Genomic DNA, 19,135 nt, shown 5'->3' with positions numbered 1-19,135 from the left:
CGGCGCCGTGTTGTCAACTCGCGGGCCGGATCGGCTACCTGACCGTCTTCTTCCGGTTACGTCTCGCCAGCACGTTGAACATCTCCACCGCGGCGGCGAACGCCATCGCAAAATAGATGTAGCCGCGCGGGATGTGGAAGTGGAAACCATCGGCGACCAGCGCCACGCCGATCAGCACCAGGAACGCCAGCGCCAGCATCTTGGTGGTCGGATGCTCTGCGACAAAACGCGCCACCGGCCCCGACGAGACGTACATGACGATGCAGGCGATCACGACGGCCGCGATCATGACCTCCAAATCCTGCGCCATGCCGATCGCGGTGATGATCGAATCCAGCGAGAACACCATATCGATGATGATGATCTGGACGATCACCCAGAAGAACGCGCTGCCGGCACCCGACGCCGCCTCTTCCTCACCTTCCCGCGCTTCCACTTCATCATGGATCTCATGCGTCGCCTTGGCGATCAGAAACAGCCCGCCGCCAATCAGGATGACATCGCGCCAGGACAGCGCGAGCCCCCTCGCCGTGAACACCGGCTCCGTCAACCCGATCAGCCACACCAGCAGGCTGAGCAACAGGATGCGGAACACGAGCGCCAGGAATAATCCGATCTGCCGCGCGCGTTTCGCCTGATGCGGCGGGATGCGGGAGACCAGCACCGACAGGAAGATCACGTTGTCGATGCCGAGCACGATCTCCAGCGCCGTCAACGTGAGTAGCGCCGCCCAGGCTTCCGGGCTGGCCAACAGTTCGATCATGTTCTGAGCGACCTCATCAACCGGATGACGGCGTCGCTGCCGACGACATAGGCGGCGATCGCGCATAGCGCCACGACGATCGGCGCGCCGACATCGAAGTCGCAGGCGAGCGTGTACAGCGCCAGCACCGCGCCAACGGCCATCACCCACAATGTCAGCCAGCGCAGCCGCGCCACGCGCACCGGATGCAGCACGTGGAACGGGGCGAAGGTGAGCGCGATCAGGATCGCTACCGCAAGGCTCGACCATACCGGCGGCAGATGCAGCAGGAACAGATAGAACGCCGCGGCATTCCAAAGTCCCGGAAAGCCGCGGAAATGATTGTCGGCGGCCTTCATCCTGCGGTCGGCGAAATACAGCGCGCTCGAGATCACGATACCGATGCCGAGGATCGGCGCCGCCAGCGGCAGCAGCAAATGACTGGCCGTGATCGCGTAGGCGGGAACGAAGACATAGGTGAGGAAATCGACGACGAGGTCGAGCACCTCGCCGGACCAGTTCGGTTGCAGCCGCACGACGTCGAGCTTGCGCGCGATCGGGCCGTCGATCGCATCGATGACCAGCGCCACCCCGAGCCAGCCGAACATGTTGGCCCAGTGCTCGCGCACGGCCTCCATCAGCGCGAGCAGCGCAACGCCCGCCCCCATCGCCGTGAAGATATGCACGGAGAATGCCGCCATCCGCATCCGCAGCGATGCCGGAAACGTAGCTGGCTGGCTGGTCTGGTCCATCTCCATCGCCCGGCAGTGCTATCAGGAATCGCCTGTGTTTGCATATCCGCGCTTGCGGCGTTCCGCCGCGCAAATCGGTGGATAGATTTTAGCGAATTTGATGGCTTGAAAATGCCGCCAATCCCGTCAAATGTTCCGATATGAGCGATGCACCGCATGTCTATGACGCAGTGGTTATCGGCGGTGGTCCTGCGGGGCTGACCGCCGCCATCGCGCTTGCGGATGCCGGGGCGAAGACCGCCCTGCTCGCCCGCCGCGCGCCCTATGCCGACAACCGCACCACCGCGCTGCTCGGTGCCTCCGTCGACCTGCTCGAGCGGCTGGGTGTCTGGCGGCGTCTGGCCGAGAAGGCGGCGGCGCTGAAGGTGATGCGACTGGTCGATGACACTGGCCGGCTGATCCGCGCTCCGGAAGTAAGGTTCTCGTCCGACGAGATCGATCTTGAGCAGTTCGGCTTCAACGTCGACAACCGTTCGTTGATCGCGGCGCTGGAACAACGTGCGGCGGAACTGTCCGGTCTCACGCGCGTCGACGACGAGGCCGAGGCGATCAATCCGGAAGAAGCCATCGTCACGATCCGGACCGGCCGCGGCGAGCCGCTGGCGGCACGGCTGGTGGTCGGCGCCGACGGCCGGCAGTCGCAGTCGCGCGAGGCTGCCGGCATCGAAATCAGCCGCCGCGAGCTGAAGCAGTCCGCCCTGACCTTCAACATCACCCACTCGCGGCCGCACAAGAATATCTCGACCGAATTCCATACGCCGCACGGCCCGGTCGTATTCGTTCCCCTGCCCGGCAACCGCTGCAGTGTGGTCTGGGTTTCCTCGCCTTCGGAAGCCGAGCGGCTGATGGCGCTCTCCGATGCGGAACTGTCCGACGCCGCCGAGAAGCAGTCGCATTCAATTTTCGGCCGCGTCGAGGTCGAGCCGGGCCGCAATGTGTTTCCGCTCGCGATCGAACAGCCCAGGCAGTTTGCCAGGAACCGGATCGCGCTGGTCGGCGAATCGGCCCATGTGGTGCCGCCGATCGGCGCGCAGGGCCTCAACCTCGGGCTGCGGGATGCGACCGATATCGCCGGGCTGGCCGGCGAAGCGCTCGCGCATGGCGAGGACCCCGGCTCGCCGCAGGTATTGGCGCGCTACCAGTCGGCGCGGCGGGGCGATGTCATGAGCCGGACCTTTGTCATCGACCTCGCCAACCGCTCCTTGCTCAGCGACTTCCTCCCGATGCAGTCGATCCGCGCCGCGGGCCTGCACCTGATCGGATCGATCGGCCCGCTGCGGCGGCTCGCCATGCGCGAGGGGCTCGCGCCATCATGGCGGCGTAGCAAAGCGTTTTCGAGCGAAGTGGGGACCGGCTCGCGTTAGGAAAACGCGTCAAAATCAAAACGAGACGCTCACGGAAAACTCAGTCGTCCAGTCTGCAGCATCCACATCGCACTGGTCAGCGTGACGACTGACGCAAACGTGCCGACCAGCACGGCGACCGAAGCCGGCTTGACCCAGGTGTCGTTCTGCCGCGCGATCACGAACACGTTCAGCGCCGGCGGCAGCGAGGCCATCAGCACCGCGGTCGCGGCCCAAGGCTGCGCGAACGGGCCGAACGCCAGCATCAAGCCGAACGCGAGCAGCGGATGGATCAGAAGCTTGACCGCAATCACGCCCGGCACGTCCCAGGGAATCCGATCAAGCGGCCGTAGCGCGACCGTGACACCGAGCACGAACAGCGCCACCGGCGCCGCCGCGTTCTGCAGGAACAAAAGCGTATTATCCAGCGCGACCGGAAAACGCAGGTGCAATGCCGCGGCAAGCGCGCCGAAGCATGCCGCCATGATCAGCGGGTTCAGCACGATCTGGCGTGCCACCACCCCGCACGCGTGCAACAGCGAGGGATGTTCGCGGTCGGTCAGCTCGATCAACAGCGGCACGATCGAGAACAGGAAGATGCTGTCGCAACAGAAGATCAGCGCGGTCGGCGCCGCGGCCTTCGGGCCCAACACCGCGAGCGCCAGGCCCGGGCCCATGTAACCGATATTGCCGTAGGCGCCGGAGAGACCTGCGAGCGTCGCCTCGCGCAGCGACAACCGCCCCAGGAGTTTGGCGACCAGCATCGCCAGGAAAAACGCGATCACGGTTCCAAGCGTGGTCGCAACCAGGAACGGCGGATTGTTGAGCTCCGAGAACGGAGTCTTCGACATGATGCCGAAGAGAAGCGCCGGCAGCGAGACATAGAGCAGGAAGAAATTCATCCAGGCCAGCCCGGATTCGGGCAGGCCCTTGGCCTTGCCGCAGGCGAAACCGATGAAGATCAGCCCGAAGTAAGGCAGTGCAAGATTGAGGATATCGACCACGGAAGACGTCTTTTGGGGGATTTTCCAAGGGGAAATGCCGCGAAATTCGGCAGGAGGCGAAAGGTTAATTCGCCCGCTTGCCCCTAGCATCCGCCGCCATCATGGTCTATCGACGAACTATGATAAAAGCGCGTACCGCTAAGTTCCAGATCGGGCAAATCGTCCGCCACCGGGTGTTTTCCTTCCGGGGGGTGATCTTTGACATCGATCCGGAGTTCAACAACACCGAGGAATGGTGGCTGTCGATCCCGGAAGAGGTGCGGCCGCACAAGGATCAGCCCTTCTATCACCTGCTCGCCGAAAATGCCGAGACCGAGTACGTCGCCTACGTCTCCGAGCAGAACTTGCTGCCCGACGATTCCGGCGAACCGATCCGGCACTCCCAGGTGGCCGAGATATTCATCCAGGACAAATCCGGCGGCTACCGCCCTCGCAATCCCTCGTTGAACTAGCTCGCGCGCGACGCGGATGCTGCACTGCATCCGGGCGGCGCGGATCAGATATCTCCCCAAATAAAAGGCGCTCCTGCTGGAGCGCCTTTGACGTATTGGGAAATCTTGCCGTTACTTCGCAGCAGCTGGCGGGCTAGAGACACCCGTTGCCGGCGGATTGGCCTCAAGCTTCTTGCGGGCCTCTTCCGCGCGCTTCTGCAGCTCTTCCTGCAGCTTCTTCTGATTCTCCTCGAACACCTTCGGGTCGGTCGGCGGGCCGTCATAGGCCTTGGCGAACTCGTTGACGAGAGGCAGCGGCAGTGTCAGCGGCGCGCCGTTGGCGTTGATCGCCTGCACCACCAGGTTCTGGCCCTTCTTCAGGCTGTTGAGCAGCTCGGGGGTCGCTTCATAGTCGGACATGCAGCCATTGGTGAAGCAGATCACATAGGGCGCCTGCTGCGGCGGGTTGTTGTCGACGATGATGCGGGTGCCGTGCACGAGCTGCATGCCGAGCGGCAGTGTCACGCGCAGGATCTTCTTCGGCTCCCCTTCGGGCTCGATGATCACGGCCGCGATCACCGGCTGGCCGGACTCGATACGGCCGTCCTTGCCGGTGAAGCAGACCTGCTTGGCGTTGGCATCCTGGCCCTTGAGGCAGAACTTGGTCCAGGGCGCGTAGATGAGCTGGACCTGCTGGTCCTGGGCCGGCGGCTGCTGCGGCTGGGCCTGCGCTCCCGGAGCGGCCGGGACAGGCGGCTGCCCCTGAGCAGCCGGCGCGGGCGCGGGCGCCTTGGGGGCAGCCTTCGGCGCCGCCTTGGGCGCGGCCTTCGGCGCAGCCGGGGCCGCCGGCTGCTGGGCACTCGCTTCGGGAACCAGCACCGCGGCCGACAAGGCCGTCGCTGCCAAGGCGGCGAAAATTCGCCCACGCGGCCGGGCCGACGCGGCCAAGATACGGAAATTCATTGCGGAAAACCCTTTCTCAACGGCGGCGCCCGAAACCGCTGCAGGCACCGACACCTAGCCGTTTGGGGCGGCTGTCTCCTAGTCAATTGAGGCGGATACGTGACAGGCGTTGCCGCCCTGTTCAATTGCACGCCTTCAATACAGCGGCAGACGAAAAGATCAATGCCGGCAAGCAGGTTTGCCCCAACGTCACGGCGAGTTGCAAGGTCCTGTGGTAAAGCTCGTTCCGTGAAATTTGGCGAATCAGATCGACGCGTTGCTCCGCGCGTTTCCTGGGTTGCATTTGGGCGTGGCGCGCTCGCCGCGCTGGGTCTCGGTATCGCCCTCGCGCTGGTCGGGACCGGCCCGACCGGGGCGGCGGAAAGCTACGCCATCGCGATGCATGGCGCGCCAGCCCTGCCGGCCGACTTCACCCATATGCCCTACGCCAATCCCGATGCGCCCAAGGGCGGCCGGCTGACCTGGGGCATCCTTGGCACCTTCGACAGCCTCAACCCGCTGATCGTTCGCGGCTTGGCCGTGCAGCAGATCAGGGGCTTCGTCGTCGAGAGCCTGCTCGCGCGCGGCAATGACGAGCCGTTCACGCTCTACGGCCTGCTCGCCAAGACCGTCGAGACCGACGATGCGAGAAGCTACGTCACCTTCCATCTCGATCCCCGAGCCCGCTTTTCCGACGGTAAGCCCGTCACGGCCGAGGACGTGCTGTTCTCCTGGGAGCTGTTGCGCGACCACGGCCGTCCCAACCATCGGCAATATTATGCGAAGGTCGCGAAAGCCGATTCCCCCGACCCGCTCACGGCGCGCTTCGACCTCACAGGCGCCAATGACCGCGAACTGCCGCTTATCCTGGGGCTAATGCCGGTGTTGCCAAAACACGCGGTCGATCCAGCTACCTTCGAGGACACGACGCTGACGGGGCCGATCGGCTCCGGCCCCTATCGCGTCGGCGCGGTGAAGCCCGGCGCGAGCGTCACGCTGGTGCGCAATCCGGACTATTGGGCCAGCGACCTTCCGGTCAATCGCGGCCTCTACAATTTCGACGAGATCAGGCTCGATTTCTACCGCGAGGCAAACGGCCAGTTCGAAGCCTTCAAGCGCGGTCTCTACGATTTCCGTGTCGAGGCTGAGCCGCTACGCTGGCATGAGGGCTATGATTTTCCTGCGGCCCGCAACGGCGCGGTGATCCGCGACACCATCAAGACCGGGTTGCCGCAGCCTTCCGAATTCCTGGTGTTCAATACCCGCCGTCCGCTGTTTGCGGACGTCCGCGTAAGGAGGGCGCTGACACTCCTGTTCGATTTCGAATGGATCAACCGCAACTACTTCTTCGGCCTCTATGCCCGTAGCGGCAGCTTCTTCGCCGGCTCGGAGCTATCCGCCTATGGCCGCCCCGCCGACGAGCGCGAACGAGAATTGCTGCAGCGGGCAAGCGCGCATATTGCACCCGACATTCTTGACGGCAGTTATCACCTGCCGGTCAGCGACGGCACGGGCCGCGATCGCGCCGCGCTGCGCAGCGCCCTCGCGCTGCTGTCGGAGGCCGGCTACGAGGTCGACGGCACGGTGCTGCGCAACCACGCGACCAAGGTGCCGTTTGCGTTCGAGATCCTGGTGACGACCCGCGACCAGGAACGAATCGCGCTCGCCTACCAGCGCGACCTCAAGCGTGCCGGCATCGCGGTGCGGGTGCGCGCCGTCGATCCGGTCCAGTTCGACCAGCGCCGGCTCGGCTACGAGTTCGATATGATCCAGAACCGGTGGGATCAATCGCTATCGCCCGGCAACGAGCAGTCGTTCTATTGGGGCAGCCAGGCCGCCGATATCCCCGGCACCAGGAATTACATGGGCGCCAAGGATCCCGCGATCGACGCCCTGATCGCCGCGCTGCTGGAGGCGCGGGAGCGACCCGCCTTCGTCTCGGCGGTGCGGGCGCTGGACCGCACCCTGATGTCGGGCTTTTACGCAATTCCGCTGTTTAACGTCGCGGAGCAATGGATCGCGCGCTGGAATCGGATAGAACGACCAGAGAGCACTGCCCTGACCGGCTACCTGCCGGAGACTTGGTGGCAGAGGCCAGAGTCGCAACCGAAGTAGCCGCAGCCAACCTGATGCAACCGACGTTGAACCCGTGACCCAGTCCGCTTCGCCCACGCTCGATTCCCTGTTCAAGCGCGTACTGGCGCGACAGCCGGATGCGCTGGCGCTGGTCGATCCGCTCAACAAGCCGCGCATCACCGGCCAGACACGCAAGCGGCTGACCTACGCGCAAGCCGACCGCGCGATCTCGGCGATCGCGGCGCACTTCATTGAAGCTGGATTGCCGGCCAATTCGGTGCTGGCGGTGCAACTGCCGAACACGGTCGAATTCGCGCTGACGGTGCTCGCCGCCCATCGCGCCGGACTGGTGGTCGCGCCGATGCCGCTGCTCTGGCGGCACGCCGAACTGACCGCGGCATTGAACCGCACCGCCGCGCGGGCGATCGTGACGACGAGCCGGGTCGACGGCGTCATCTATGCCGACTTCGCGATGAATGCGGCGGCGGAAGCGTTCTCGATCCGCCATGTCTGCGGTTTCGGCAGCGATCTGCCCGAAGGCATGGCCTCGCTCGACCAGGCCATCTTGCGGGAATCCTCGACCACGCGGGCGGTGATCCAGGACGGCCGAAAAGCCTCGCTGATCTCCTTCGATGTGACCGCCGATGGCTTCCGCCCGGTACCGCGCGCCCATTTCGCGCTGATCGCCGGCGGACTTGCGATGTCGCTGGAGAGCGACGTGCCTCAGGGCGCAACCATCATGTCAACTTTCGCCCCGATGTCCTTCGCGGGCCTTGCTTCTTCGCTTGCGGTCTGGCTGCTCACCGGCGGCACCTTGGTGCTGCACCATCCCTTCGACGAAGAGGTGCTGCAGACCCAGATCAACGACCATGCCTGCGACACGCTGATTGCGCCCGCGCCTCTGGCGCTGCGGCTGGCTGAACTCGACCTCGACGCCAACATGCCGAGCGTGCGGAACGTGATCGGGCTGTGGCGGGCACCCGAGCAGGTCGCCGCCGGCGCGTCCTGGATCGCGCAGCGGGCGACGTTGACGGACGTCTATCTGTTCGGCGAAGCCGGCTTGTTTGGCGCGCGCCGGACCGCCGAGGACGGCTCGCCGGCGCCGATCAAACCCGGTCCGCACGGTGCGCCGCGCGAGCTCCCAGGCTCCTCAATTGCCGGCGAGATCCTGCTGACGCCAACGGGTACGCTCGGCCTGCGCGGACCAATGGTGCCCGCCGCGGCCTATGCGCCATCGCAAGTGCCGAACGACGCGCTGATAGTCCCGCCGCCGCGCGATTACGTCGACACCGAATATGCAGCGCGGCTCGACCGTTCGACCGGCGCCATCAATATCACCGCGCCGCCGTCCGGCATCATGGCAGTTGGTGGTTACCGCTTCCTCGCCAACGACCTGCAGGAATGGTCGCGCCGACTCGGCCAGGGCGCCCTGCTCACCGCGCTGCCCGACCGCCTCGCCGGCCATCGCCTCGCCGGGCGCGCCCAGGACAACGCACGCGCCCGCAACGCCATGACAGAACTCGGCCTCAACCCATTGATGGTCGAAGCCTTTCGCGATCGGGCCGGCGGCATCTGAATAGCCGCAAGAGCGGGCGTTGACGCTGCATTAAGCGGCTGCAACTAGCATCGCGGTCAAAGCTTGCCGCCCGATCCTGATTGCGTCGACCACGGGTCGGCCAGCCTTCGCGCGCGCGCTCGACGAGGCCAGGCTGTTTCCGGTGGTCGAGACCACATGGGCCGATGCCGCGCGCGCAGTCGCCCAGGTGCAGCCCGCCGCCGTGATCGCCGCCGCCTCGACTGCCGACGAGGCAGGACTCGCCGAATTGGCAGCGATGGTGGCGCCGCGCCAGCCCTATCTGCCGCTGATCGCCGTCGATCCCGAAGTGGCGTTGCCCGACAATGCGATTCCGTTCTTTCACACCCAGAAGCATCCCAACCGACTGCTCGCGCGTCTCAACGCGGTGCTGCGCATCCGCTCGCTGCATTCGACCGTGATGCGCCGCTTGGTGCCGCCCTCACCGATCCTGCTTTCGGATATCGATACCAGCCGCGACGCGACCGTGCTCCTGATCGGCCGCGGCGGTGCCTATCCGGCGCTCTCGGTCGTGCTCGGCGAGCGCTGCGGCGTGGTCGGCGCGCTCAGCATCGAGGCGGCCGCCAAGCATCTCAATTCCCGCGATGTCGACGGCATCGTGCTCGGCGAAGGCTTCACGCTGCGTGTGATCGATGCTTTCCTGACGGTGCTGGCGGAAGACGCCCGTTTCCGCAATCTGCCGGTCGTGGTGACGCCGGACGGGCTCGCCCCGAGTTACGAGCTGCCGCATCTCGAGCTGGTTGCCGGCGAGCCGGCCGACGTCGCCGCGATCGCGCTACCCCTGGTGCGCCAGCATGCATTCGAGATGCATTTGAGCCGGACGCTCCGCGCAATCGACGCCGAGGGCCTGATCGATGCGCGCACTGGCCTGCTCACCCGCTTTGCCTTCGAGCGCGATTTCGCCACCGCTGTCTATCAGACCATCGAGTACGGCGGCGCGTTGAGCGTGGCGCGCTTCGCCTTCGATCCCGTCCATCCCCGCGCGCAGTTCGACGGCGCGCGCATCATCAGCCGCCTGATGCGGCAGATGGATTTCGGCGCGGCCCAGGAAGACGGATCGGTCATCGTCGTGTTCGCCGGCGCCGACCTGCGCAACGCCCACGTCATCGCGCGTCGCCTCTCCAGCGTCATGCGCCATACCAGCCACGGCAAGCGCGATATCCGCACCGAGCCCAGCGTGAGCGTCGCTACGCTGCTGCCCAACGACACGGCAAGATCGCTGCTCGCGCGGCTAAATGACGAGGCGCATCGCGCGGCGTCGTGACGGCCGCGAAGAGCGCGCCCGCGCGACGGGCCTTCGTGGGCAAGGCGGAAGTGTTCTTCCAAATCTGAGGCTAACCGATTTGGATCACAACACAGGCATTCCGCGCAACGACATGAACTGCGTTCTTCTGCCCACAACACCTGTTCATTCGCCGTTGTTATTCGACGTGCAAGCGCTATCGTGCACAAGCGGCAAAGCCGCGACATTCATCCATTGATTGCAGATATGGAGGACTGGCATGAAGTTCATAGTCGCTTGGACAGTACCTCAAGGCACCTTCAACGCAGCAGTCGCACGCTTCCTGGAGACCGGTGGCGGACCACCCGACGGCGTCAAGATGTTGGGCCGTTGGCATGGCATGAACGGTCAGGGATTTGCGATCTCCGAATCGAGTGATCCAAAGGCCATGTATCGTTGGGTTTCCCACTGGGCCGACCTGCTCCCGCTCACCGTCACGCCTTGCCTAGAGGACGCAGACGCGGGCGAAGTGATGGCAGCGCTGCCGAAGCGTTGATCTTCAATGCAATCACGGCCACCGTCGCCGCATTCGACGGCGGTGGCATGTCGGGCAAGGTTCGGTCAGTGCGGGCACGTATCTTCCAAGATTGCCTGAGCAATGATATTATCTACCTTAACGAGTAGCCGCCGCGGGCGATAGATCGAGGAAAGTGCGCTCATTTGGCACTTTACCCTCACGGCGCGAACCAAGAACAAAATTTCGCTTTGGAATGATTTTCTCTGCCGTATGCGTGGGGTCAGGGCGCTTTGTACGGCAAAGTTGCCAGATTATCAGGACCAAAGGGATATTCGCGATGCTTGGTTTGATGATGAAAACCCCGCTGCTATTGTCATCTATCCTGGCGCATGCGGCGCGTTCTTTTCCCGACGTCGAGATCATCTCGCGCTCCCCCGCCAGACCGGATCACGTTACGAACTATGCCGGCCTCTTGCGCCGCAGCTCGCAGCTCGCGAACGCCCTGAATTCGCTTGGCATCAAACCCGGCGATCGCGTAGCGACCCTGGCATGGAACGGCTATCGGCATCTCGAGCTCTACTACGGCATCTCCGGAATGGGCGCAGTGTGCCACACGGTTAATCCGCGGCTGTTCGTCGAGCAGATCGTCTACATCATCAATCATGCCGAAGACCGTCTGGTCTTCTTCGACCTGACCTTCGTCGACCTCGTCAGGACATTGATGCCGAAGTGCGCGAGCGTCGAAAAGTGGATCTATCTTGGAGAGGCTGCGGACGCCAAGGCGGCCGGAGCCGGAGACTTCCCATCCTATGAGAATTTGCTGATTGGACAATCGGATGCCTGCACGTGGTCGCAACTCGATGAAAACACGGCGTGCGGTCTCTGCTACACATCGGGAACGACCGGCAATCCCAAGGGCGTGCTCTATGCCCATCGGAGCGCCGTGCTGCATTCCTTTGCTGCAGCCCTCCCCGACGCCTGCCGGATTTCCTTGAACGACACGGTCGCGTTTATCTCGCCGATGTTCCACGCGATGTCCTGGGGTATGCCCTATTGCGCACCGGCGATGGGCGCAAAGCTGGTGATGCCCGGACCGAAGGTCGACGGCGAAAGCCTGCACAGGCTGTTCGAGGAGCACGGCGTCACCTTCGCCAACGGCGTGCCGACCGTCTGGCTCGGCTATGTTCAGTATTTGCAAATCGCGGGCGTGAAGCCGACGACGCTCAATCGCGTGCTGATCGGCGGCACGGCGTGCCCGCGCTCCCTGATCGAGGCGCTACAGGACCGTTACGGCGTGGAGGTGCTGCACGTCTGGGGCATGACGGAGACGAGTCCCGTCGGGACGATCTCGAAGACGCTGCCCAGGCATAATGCTCTGTCAAAGACCGAGCGCCGCAATCGGCAGGTCAAACAGGGGCGAGCTGTGTTCGGGGTCGAAATCGGCATTCGCGATGGGGACAATAACGAGCTGCCGCACGACGGCAAAGCGTTTGGCGATCTCGTGATCCGTGGACCTTGGATTGCGCGCGCTTATTACAAGATGCCTGAGAGCGAGCGGGAGGATGGCTGGTTCTTCACAGGCGATGTCGCGACGATCGATGATGAAGGCTACATGCAGATCACCGATCGCTCCAAGGATGTCATCAAGTCCGGCGGCGAATGGATCTCCTCGATTGAGCTCGAAAACCTGGCCATGGCGCATCCCGACGTCGCCGAGGCGGCGGTCATCGGCGTCAAGCATCCGAAGTGGGATGAGCGTCCGCTTGTGATCGCGGTGCTACGCAAGGGATCTCAGCTCACGGCCGCCGATCTGCTGGCCTCTTACGAAGGCAAGATCGCCAAATGGTGGATGCCGGATGACGTGCTGTTCGTCGATGAGCTTCCGCATGGGGCAACCGGCAAACTCCTGAAGACGAAACTGCGGGAGCTCTATGGAGACTATAGGCTCCCGACCGTCGACCGCGCAAAAACGGGCTGAGCCTCGGCCGAGTTGGTCAGGCTCAGCGGACATTTCCGTACTTCGCCGCAATTGCGGCTGCGTCCGATCAAGACCTCGGCGGCACGTTTGCGAACAGCGGGCCCAATCCTTCCGCGATGGTGAGATGGGCGATGACGGCATCACGCAACTTTGGGTACGGCAATTCGGCGAGCATTGCGGCCTGGATGACGGCCATGACCTCGCCGGCCTCGGAACCGATCATTGAAAAGCCGAGGATACGGTCGTCGTTCGCGCTGACGACCACCTTCATGAAGCCGTCGGTCTCGTCGGTTGCCTCCGTGCGCAGGACATTGTTCATCGGCAGCTTCGCGACACGCGCAGGGACGCCCTGCCGCTTGGCCTCTTGCTCGGAGAGGCCGACACGGGCTAGCGGCGGGTCGGTGAACACGACATAGGGAATGAGGCGATCATCGGTCCTGCGGTTGCCGCCAGCCATGTTGTCCCTGACAATCCTGAAGTCATCGACCGAGACATGCGTGAACTGAGGACTACCGCAGCATTCGCCGATGGCCCAGACACCGGGAGCAGTCGCCTGCAGACGCTCGTTGACACGAATGAAGCCGCGGGCATCGAGTTCTATTCCTGCTTCGTCGAGCCCGATGCCGTCGGTATTGGCGACCCGGCCAACCGCCACAAGCAAGTCGCTGCCTTCGACCGTCTCTTCACCCTTGGGGGTACGCACGCTCACCGAGACTGTGTCGCCGGAAAGGCCATGAACACTGACAGGTTGGGCGTTCAGCAATATCTCAATCCCCTCGCCGCTCAGAATGCGCTGAATCTCTTCGGCGGCATCGGCATCTTCCCGTCCCATCAGCTGGCGACCTGGTTCGATGATCGTCACCCGGCTGCCGAACCGACGGAAGCCCTGCGCCATCTCGACACCGACATAGCCGCCCCCGAGCACGATCAAGTGCGACGGCGCGTAGTCGAGCTCGAGCGCTTCGATATGAGTGAGCGCGCGCGCTGCGTTGAGACCGGCGATCTCAGGAATGGCTGCGTGCGTACCCACGTTGAGGACAACCTCATTACCGGCGAGGATGCGCGTGCCGCCGTCGTTCAGCGCGACCTGTAGCGTTTTTGGACCCACGAAGCGGCCGCTGCCCATGATGAGTTCCGCGCCGCTCTCCTTGTAGGCATTCAGGTGGAATGCGATCTCGCGATCGACCATGCCCTGCTTGCGAGCGCGAACCTTGGCCATATCGGTCTTGACGGCATCGGTCATCGACCCGAACTGCGCCGCGTTGCGGACGAGGTGGGCGACCCGTGCACTCCAGAGTTCATTCTTGGATGGGAGACAGGCGACTGCCGGGCAGGAACCGCCGACCCAGCGGCGCTCGACCACAGCGACTTTCTTGCCGGAACGACCAAGGTGCCATGCGAGCAGCTTTCCGCCCTGACCGCTGCCGAGGATGACGATATCGAAGTGTTCAGCCTGAGACATGGATAATCTCCGTGTTGTCTCGGAGACGGTGCCTTACTTCCCGACACACTACGATTGCGCCGGAAGTGCCACAGCTACGCCGCCGATCGTGGTCATGAATATGATCACAGCCTGGAAGACTTCTCTGAAGGCGTCGAACATGATTTCGGCGCTGAACCGCAAGGTAGGGTCGGACAGTATCAAACCCAAGGCGCCGAGCGCCATCGGACCCGCCACCACAGCCTGACGGAACTTCTCGGCTAAGGGTCAGGCCGGATCGAGCGCGCTGATGGTGACGTAGTAGCCGTCAGGATCTCGGAGCGAAAACTCCGCAGTTCCAGTGTTGGGATTCACATGCGGCTCTTCTTCCAGCTGGCTGACGAGCGCTCGCGCACTTGGCAGAGCTACGTCAAAGTTGTCGACCCGGAAGAACAGGAGGAGGCCGTTGCCAGGCTTCGCCTCCTGGGGACTTGTCAACGTGGGATGCTCGTGGGCACCCCACTCGTGCAGGCAGAGCAAGACCGTTCCGTCGGAGTCGACGATTTGCCCGAAGTAATCGTGTGCGGGAGCCGTCTCGGGCAGGCCAAGCAGCGACTGGTACCACTTGAAGCTCCGCGGCACATCAACGACGCCGATGATGGTCCACGTGCGCTTCATTTGGCCTAGTAGCACCGCGTAATGTTGACGGTGTGCTCTTCGCCGCCACGTCCGGGCACGGTCACGCTCTCCGAGGGGCAGCTCGACACGTAGGGTCGGTCGGACGGTGCGACCATCGGCGGATAGCGATGCGCCCAGTCCCAGGGCACGTCATAGGTGTAGGTGTTGCGGAAGTCACCCGAGACAGATTGCGATTGCGGAATGCTTGCGAAGCCTTCGCTGGCCGCAGGCGCATCGAAATAGCCTGCTGTGCCCGGCCAGAAGCCGCCGACAAAGCCTCTCCGATGCGGCCGGAACGAAGGGCCGACGTGCCCACGCGCAACCGGTGGCGCCGAAACAACCCCCGCGCGCGCTGCTCCTCCCGACCTGGCCGATGCATCATTCGCAGCGAACAGGAGCGCTGCTGCGCCAACAGACGCGATCAACGCGCCATAGATTCGATAGTTCATGGTACGCACCAACTCGCCGGTTACGGAGCCGCACTCGGCGCACGCTAGGCCATGCGCTTTCGTGCCGCCAACGCATACTTAACTGTTAGTTAAGCAGTAATATTAACAGTGCGCTATTGTCTCAAAACATCGGGATCGGCAGCGCGTGTGCGACCGGCTTCCCAGAACAGGAAAGCAAGCTTACGCCGCCTTCTTGTTCTCGGCGAGATTGGCAAGTTGCCGCAGGATTTCCGTTGTCCCTGCAAGCCGTTCTTCCGGAGTCTTCCATTCCTGGAAGAACACGACCTTCATGTCGGGCCGCACCTTCGCGGCCTGGCCATGCTGGCGGATGAAGGCGACCAGGCGGTCCGGCTGGGCGAAGGCATTGTCGCGGAACGCGATCACGGCGCCCTTCGGGCCGGCATCGACCTTCTCGACATTGGCGCGGCGGCAATAGGCCTTGATTGTCGCGACCTTGAACAGGTAGCGCACCTCATCCGGCAGCACGCCGAAGCGGTCGCGCATCTCGACCGCGAAATTGTCGATCTCCTCCTCGGTGTCGAGATCGGCGAGCCGCCGGTACAGCGACAATCGCACCGCGAGATCGTTGACGTAATCCTCCGGAATGAGCACGGGCATGCCGATCGTGATCTGCGGCGACCAGCGGTCGGCGGCCGGCTCGGCGACGCCGGCCTTGAGGTTGACGATCGCCTCCTCCAGCATCGATTGATAGAGCTCGAAGCCGACTTCCTTGATGTGGCCGGACTGCTCCTCGCCCAGAAGATTGCCCGCGCCGCGGATGTCGAGGTCGTGGGAAGCGAGCTGGAAGCCTGCCCCGAGCGTCTCTAGCGACTGCAGCACCTTGAGCCGCCGCTCCGCCTGCGCCGTGATCTTCTGCTGCGCCGGCAGCGTGAACAGCGCGTAGGCACGCAGCTTCGAGCGTCCGACCCGGCCGCGGAGCTGATAGAGCTGGGCGAGGCCGAACATGTCGGCGCGGTGAACGATCAACGTGTTGGCGTTCGGGATATCGAGCCCGGACTCCACGATCGTGGTCGACAGCAGGATGTCGTATTTGCCGTCGTAGAACGCCGAGATGATGTCCTCGATCACCGTCGGCGGCATCTGGCCGTGCGCCACCGCGACCTTCATCTCCGGCACGTTCTTGTCGAGGAAGTCCTTTACACCAGCGAGATCCTCGATCCGCGGCACCACATAGAACGCCTGCCCGCCGCGATAGCGCTCGCGCAGCAAGGCCTCGCGGATCATCAGCGGATCATGCGGCGCAACGAAGGTGCGCACCGCAAGCCGGTCGACCGGAGGCGAGGCAATGATCGAGAGCTCGCGCACGCCGGTCAGCGCCAGTTGCAGCGTGCGCGGGATCGGCGTGGCGGAGAGCGTCAGCACATGCACCTGCGCCCGCAACTGCTTCAGCCGCTCCTTGTGGCCGACGCCGAAATGCTGCTCCTCGTCGACGATCAGGAGGCCAAGGTCCTTGAACTTGATCGACTTGCCGAGCAGCGCGTGGGTGCCGACGACGATGTCGACGCCGCCATCGGTGAGCCCCTTCTTGACCTGCGTCAGTTCCTTCGTCGGGATCAGCCGCGAGGCCTGCGCGACATTGACCGGGAAGCCGCGGAAGCGCTCGGCAAAGGTCTTGCTGTGCTGGCGCGCGAGCAGCGTGGTCGGCACCACGACCGCAACCTGCTTGCCGTCGAGCGCGACCGCAAACGCTGCGCGCAGCGCCACTTCGGTCTTGCCGAAGCCGACATCGCCGCAGATCAGCCGGTCCATCGGACGGCCGCTCTCCAGGTCCTTCAGCGTCGAGTTGATCGCGCCGAGCTGGTCCTCGGTTTCCTCATAGGGGAAGCGCGCGCAGAACTCGTCATAGACATGCGGCTGCACCGGCATCTTCGGCGCTTCGTGCAGCATCCGCTCGGCTGCGATCTTGATCAGCTCGCCCGCGATCTCGCGGATGCGGTTCTTGAGCTTGGCCTTGCGCGCCTGCCAGCCGGTGCCGCCGAGACGATCCAGTTCGACATTGGCGCCGTCGGAGCCGTAGCGCGACAGCAGCTCGATGTTCTCGACCGGCAGGAACAGTTTTGTTTCCGCCGCATAGTGCAATTCGAGACAGTCATGCGGCGCGCCGGAAACCTCCAGCGTCTGCAGGCCGATGAAGCGGCCGATGCCGTGTTCGACATGGACGACGAGATCGCCGGCCGCGAGGCTCGTGACCTCCGAGATGAAATTGTCGAGCTTGCGGTGCGCCTTGCGCGGCCGCACCAGGCGGTCGCCCAGGATATCCTGCTCGCTGATGAGGGCGACGTCGTCGGTTTCGAAGCCGCTTTCCATGCCGAGCACGGCGAGCATCGCCTCGTTGCGCGGCGTGGCCTGCACCATGCGCCAGGTGTTGACGTTGGTGAGATTGTGGAGCTTGTGGTCCTGCAGCATCGAGCCCATGCGGTCGCGCGAGCCCTCGCTCCATAGCGCGATCACGACCTTCTTCCGCTGCGCTTGCAGGGCCTGGACATGGGCGACGACGGCCTGGAACACGTTGACGGACGTGTCGGCGCGTTCCGGCGCGAAGTTGCGGCCCTGCCGCGCGCCGGCATCGAACACCTCGGTGCTGCCTTCGGGCACGGCGAACGGCGTCAGCCGCGCCACCGCGCCGTCGTTCAGGCGCTGCGTCCATTCCGCTTCGGTCAGATACAGCCGGTCCGGCGGCAAGGGCTTGTAGATCGCGCCGCCACCGGGATGCTCCATCGCTTCACGCCGTGCGTCATAGTAGTCGACAATCTGCTTGAAGCGCTCGCGCGCGGCATCCTCGCCCTGCGGCTCGATCGCAACAGGCGCGCCGTCGAGATAGTCGAGCAGCGTGTCCATCCGCTCCTGGAAAAGCGGCAGCCAGTGCTCCATGCCGGGATGGCGGCGGCCTTCGGTGACGGCTTCATAGAGCGCATCGTCGCGCTCCGGGGCGCCGAAAGCGGCGACATAGCCCATGCGGAAGCGGCGGATGGTTTCCGTGGTGAGCTGGAATTCCGAAACCGGAACGAGGTCGAGCCCGCGCATGTCCAGGAGCGTGCGCTGGGTTTCGGCATCGAAGGTACGGATCGACTCCAGGGAGTCGCCGAAGAAGTCGAATCGCACCGGCTGCTCCAGCCCGGCCGGAAACAGATCGAGGATACCGCCACGCACGGCATATTCGCCGGGCTCGCGCACGGTGGAGGACCGCGTATAGCCATTGTGCTCGAGCCAGGCGACGATCGAATCCATCGGCACGACATGGCCCGGCGCAACCGACAGCGCCTGCGCCGCCACCACCTCGCGCGCCGGCACCCGCTGCACAATGGCGTTCACGGTGGTCAGCACGATCAACGGCTTGTCGCTGCCGGCGAGCCGCGACAATCGCGCCAGCGTGGTCAGGCGCTGCGCCAGGACGCCGCCATGCGGCGAGACGCGGTCATAGGGCTGACAGTCCCAGGCCGGGAACTGCATCACGGCGAGGTCAGGCGCGAAGAATTCCAGCGCGCGGGCGAGCTGCTGCATCCGTGCCCCGTCGCGGCACACCACGGCCAGGCTGACCGCCGGCCGTTTTGGTTTCGCCGCGATTGCGCGCGCGAGATCGGAGATGACGAGCCCCTCGGCACCCTCGGCGACATTGGCAAAGGTCACCGCGCGCCCGGGAGCCAACAGTGCGGCCGGCGATTTTGCTTGTGGCTTCATACGTCGTGTTCCACCGCGCGAAACGCCTTGATGCGGGCAAACAGCGCGCCTGTCTCTTCAAGCGGCCTGTCGCCGATCACCGCGGCATAGAGGTCGGGATCGGGCACCTCGAGCAGGTGCTCCAGTTCGGACAGCTCAGTGTCCGAGAGGTTGGCGATCTCGGCGTCCGCGAAACGGCCGAGAATGAGGTCCATCTCGCGGGTGCCACGATGCCAGCAGCGAAACAATAGCCGCTTGCGGCGGTCGTCGAGCCCGCCGCTCGACCGTGTCGTTCCCGTCATGTCGCCC

17 protein-coding genes are annotated in these 19,135 nt (G+C 64.3%); 7 read left to right on the top strand and 10 right to left on the bottom strand.

Annotated features, from left to right (window positions below; genetic code table 11):
• Positions 1 to 34 precede the first annotated feature (34 nt).
• Positions 35 to 763: a TerC family protein gene (locus K288_RS0105195; RefSeq protein ID WP_027578573.1), complete on the bottom strand. Its 729-nt coding sequence runs from the start codon at positions 761 to 763 to the stop codon at positions 35 to 37.
• Positions 760 to 1,494: a phosphatidylcholine synthase gene (gene pcsA, locus K288_RS0105190; protein ID WP_027578572.1), complete on the bottom strand. Its 735-nt coding sequence runs from the start codon at positions 1,492 to 1,494 to the stop codon at positions 760 to 762. The genes K288_RS0105195 and pcsA overlap by 4 nt, the downstream gene beginning before the upstream one ends.
• A gap of 140 nt (positions 1,495 to 1,634) precedes the next feature.
• On the opposite strand from pcsA, the gene K288_RS0105185 reads away from it, so the two are divergent.
• Complete coding sequence (locus tag K288_RS0105185; protein WP_027578571.1) at positions 1,635 to 2,858, top strand: UbiH/UbiF family hydroxylase; 1,224 nt, start codon at positions 1,635 to 1,637, stop codon at positions 2,856 to 2,858.
• Positions 2,859 to 2,887: 29 nt separating this feature from the next.
• Here K288_RS0105185 and K288_RS0105180 read toward each other — a convergent pair whose 3' ends face one another.
• Complete coding sequence (locus K288_RS0105180; RefSeq protein ID WP_027578570.1) at positions 2,888 to 3,841, bottom strand: AEC family transporter; 954 nt, start codon at positions 3,839 to 3,841, stop codon at positions 2,888 to 2,890.
• 119 nt (positions 3,842 to 3,960) lie between these two features.
• Between K288_RS0105180 and hspQ the strand changes: the two genes are divergently transcribed.
• Positions 3,961 to 4,293 (top strand): heat shock protein HspQ, encoded by a 333-nt coding sequence (hspQ, locus tag K288_RS0105175; protein ID WP_027578569.1) that lies wholly within the window; start codon positions 3,961 to 3,963, stop codon positions 4,291 to 4,293.
• 111 nt (positions 4,294 to 4,404) lie between these two features.
• On the opposite strand, the gene K288_RS0105170 is transcribed toward hspQ, so the two are convergent.
• Positions 4,405 to 5,235 (bottom strand): invasion associated locus B family protein, encoded by an 831-nt coding sequence (locus K288_RS0105170; RefSeq protein WP_027578568.1) that lies wholly within the window; start codon positions 5,233 to 5,235, stop codon positions 4,405 to 4,407.
• Between the two features lie 306 nt (positions 5,236 to 5,541).
• Here K288_RS0105170 and K288_RS0105165 point away from each other — a divergent pair, with 306 nt between their 5' ends.
• From K288_RS0105165 to K288_RS0105145, 5 genes are all read left to right on the top strand, one after another.
• Positions 5,542 to 7,329: an extracellular solute-binding protein gene (locus K288_RS0105165; protein WP_051334369.1), complete on the top strand. Its 1,788-nt coding sequence runs from the start codon at positions 5,542 to 5,544 to the stop codon at positions 7,327 to 7,329.
• Between the two features lie 34 nt (positions 7,330 to 7,363).
• Positions 7,364 to 8,866, top strand: a complete 1,503-nt coding sequence (locus K288_RS0105160; RefSeq protein WP_027578566.1) for a class I adenylate-forming enzyme family protein — start codon at positions 7,364 to 7,366, stop codon at positions 8,864 to 8,866.
• 73 nt (positions 8,867 to 8,939) lie between these two features.
• On the top strand, positions 8,940 to 10,148 hold the full coding sequence (locus tag K288_RS0105155; RefSeq protein WP_152535397.1) for a GGDEF domain-containing protein: 1,209 nt from the start codon (positions 8,940 to 8,942) through the stop codon (positions 10,146 to 10,148).
• Positions 10,149 to 10,386: 238 nt separating this feature from the next.
• Positions 10,387 to 10,662, top strand: coding sequence for a DUF3303 family protein (locus K288_RS0105150; RefSeq protein WP_027578564.1), 276 nt, complete (start codon positions 10,387 to 10,389; stop codon positions 10,660 to 10,662).
• Positions 10,663 to 10,960: 298 nt separating this feature from the next.
• On the top strand, positions 10,961 to 12,601 hold the full coding sequence (locus K288_RS0105145; RefSeq protein WP_027578563.1) for a long-chain-fatty-acid--CoA ligase: 1,641 nt from the start codon (positions 10,961 to 10,963) through the stop codon (positions 12,599 to 12,601).
• Positions 12,602 to 12,668: 67 nt separating this feature from the next.
• Here the strand turns inward: K288_RS0105145 and K288_RS0105140 are convergent, their stop codons facing one another.
• From K288_RS0105140 to K288_RS0105115, 6 genes are all read right to left on the bottom strand, one after another.
• Positions 12,669 to 14,063, bottom strand: a complete 1,395-nt coding sequence (locus K288_RS0105140) for a mercuric reductase (protein WP_027578562.1) — start codon at positions 14,061 to 14,063, stop codon at positions 12,669 to 12,671.
• Between the two features lie 48 nt (positions 14,064 to 14,111).
• Entirely contained in the window at positions 14,112 to 14,267 is a 156-nt protein-coding gene (locus K288_RS53515; RefSeq protein WP_160168936.1) for a hypothetical protein, read from the bottom strand.
• A gap of 42 nt (positions 14,268 to 14,309) precedes the next feature.
• A complete protein-coding gene (locus K288_RS0105130) occupies positions 14,310 to 14,699 on the bottom strand; it encodes a VOC family protein (protein ID WP_027578561.1) in 390 nt (129 codons plus the stop codon).
• 5 nt (positions 14,700 to 14,704) lie between these two features.
• The gene (locus K288_RS0105125) at positions 14,705 to 15,148 is read right to left on the bottom strand and encodes a hypothetical protein (protein WP_027578560.1); all 444 of its coding nucleotides are present in this window, start codon (positions 15,146 to 15,148) and stop codon (positions 14,705 to 14,707) included.
• A 180-nt stretch (positions 15,149 to 15,328) separates the two neighbouring features.
• Positions 15,329 to 18,847, bottom strand: a complete 3,519-nt coding sequence (gene mfd / locus K288_RS0105120) for a transcription-repair coupling factor (RefSeq protein ID WP_027578559.1) — start codon at positions 18,845 to 18,847, stop codon at positions 15,329 to 15,331.
• A complete protein-coding gene (locus K288_RS0105115) occupies positions 18,844 to 19,128 on the bottom strand; it encodes a succinate dehydrogenase assembly factor 2 (protein WP_027578558.1) in 285 nt (94 codons plus the stop codon). Before K288_RS0105115 ends, mfd begins: the two co-directional genes overlap by 4 nt.
• Positions 19,129 to 19,135 lie beyond the last annotated feature (7 nt).

The organism is Bradyrhizobium sp. Ai1a-2, assembly GCF_000426245.1.
Classification (GTDB): domain Bacteria; phylum Pseudomonadota; class Alphaproteobacteria; order Rhizobiales; family Xanthobacteraceae; genus Bradyrhizobium.
This window is presented reverse-complemented; position numbering and strand designations above follow the sequence as displayed.

Bases quoted from the DNA above. Each gene is read 5' to 3' on its own strand.
- K288_RS0105195 (WP_027578573.1), bottom strand. From the start codon at position 763: ATGATCGAACTGTTGGCCAGCCCGGAAGCCTGGGCGGCGCTACTCACG.
- pcsA (WP_027578572.1), bottom strand. From the start codon at position 1,494: ATGGACCAGACCAGCCAGCCAGCTACGTTTCCGGCATCGCTGCGGATG.
- K288_RS0105185 (WP_027578571.1), top strand. From the start codon at position 1,635: ATGAGCGATGCACCGCATGTCTATGACGCAGTGGTTATCGGCGGTGGT.
- hspQ (WP_027578569.1), top strand. From the start codon at position 3,961: ATGATAAAAGCGCGTACCGCTAAGTTCCAGATCGGGCAAATCGTCCGC.
- K288_RS0105170 (WP_027578568.1), bottom strand. From the start codon at position 5,235: ATGAATTTCCGTATCTTGGCCGCGTCGGCCCGGCCGCGTGGGCGAATT.
- K288_RS0105150 (WP_027578564.1), top strand. From the start codon at position 10,387: ATGAAGTTCATAGTCGCTTGGACAGTACCTCAAGGCACCTTCAACGCA.
- K288_RS0105145 (WP_027578563.1), top strand. From the start codon at position 10,961: ATGCTTGGTTTGATGATGAAAACCCCGCTGCTATTGTCATCTATCCTG.
- K288_RS0105140 (WP_027578562.1), bottom strand. From the start codon at position 14,063: ATGTCTCAGGCTGAACACTTCGATATCGTCATCCTCGGCAGCGGTCAG.
- K288_RS53515 (WP_160168936.1), bottom strand. From the start codon at position 14,267: ATGGCGCTCGGCGCCTTGGGTTTGATACTGTCCGACCCTACCTTGCGG.
- K288_RS0105130 (WP_027578561.1), bottom strand. From the start codon at position 14,699: ATGAAGCGCACGTGGACCATCATCGGCGTCGTTGATGTGCCGCGGAGC.
- K288_RS0105125 (WP_027578560.1), bottom strand. From the start codon at position 15,148: ATGAACTATCGAATCTATGGCGCGTTGATCGCGTCTGTTGGCGCAGCA.
- mfd (WP_027578559.1), bottom strand. From the start codon at position 18,847: ATGAAGCCACAAGCAAAATCGCCGGCCGCACTGTTGGCTCCCGGGCGC.
- K288_RS0105115 (WP_027578558.1), bottom strand. From the start codon at position 19,128: ATGACGGGAACGACACGGTCGAGCGGCGGGCTCGACGACCGCCGCAAG.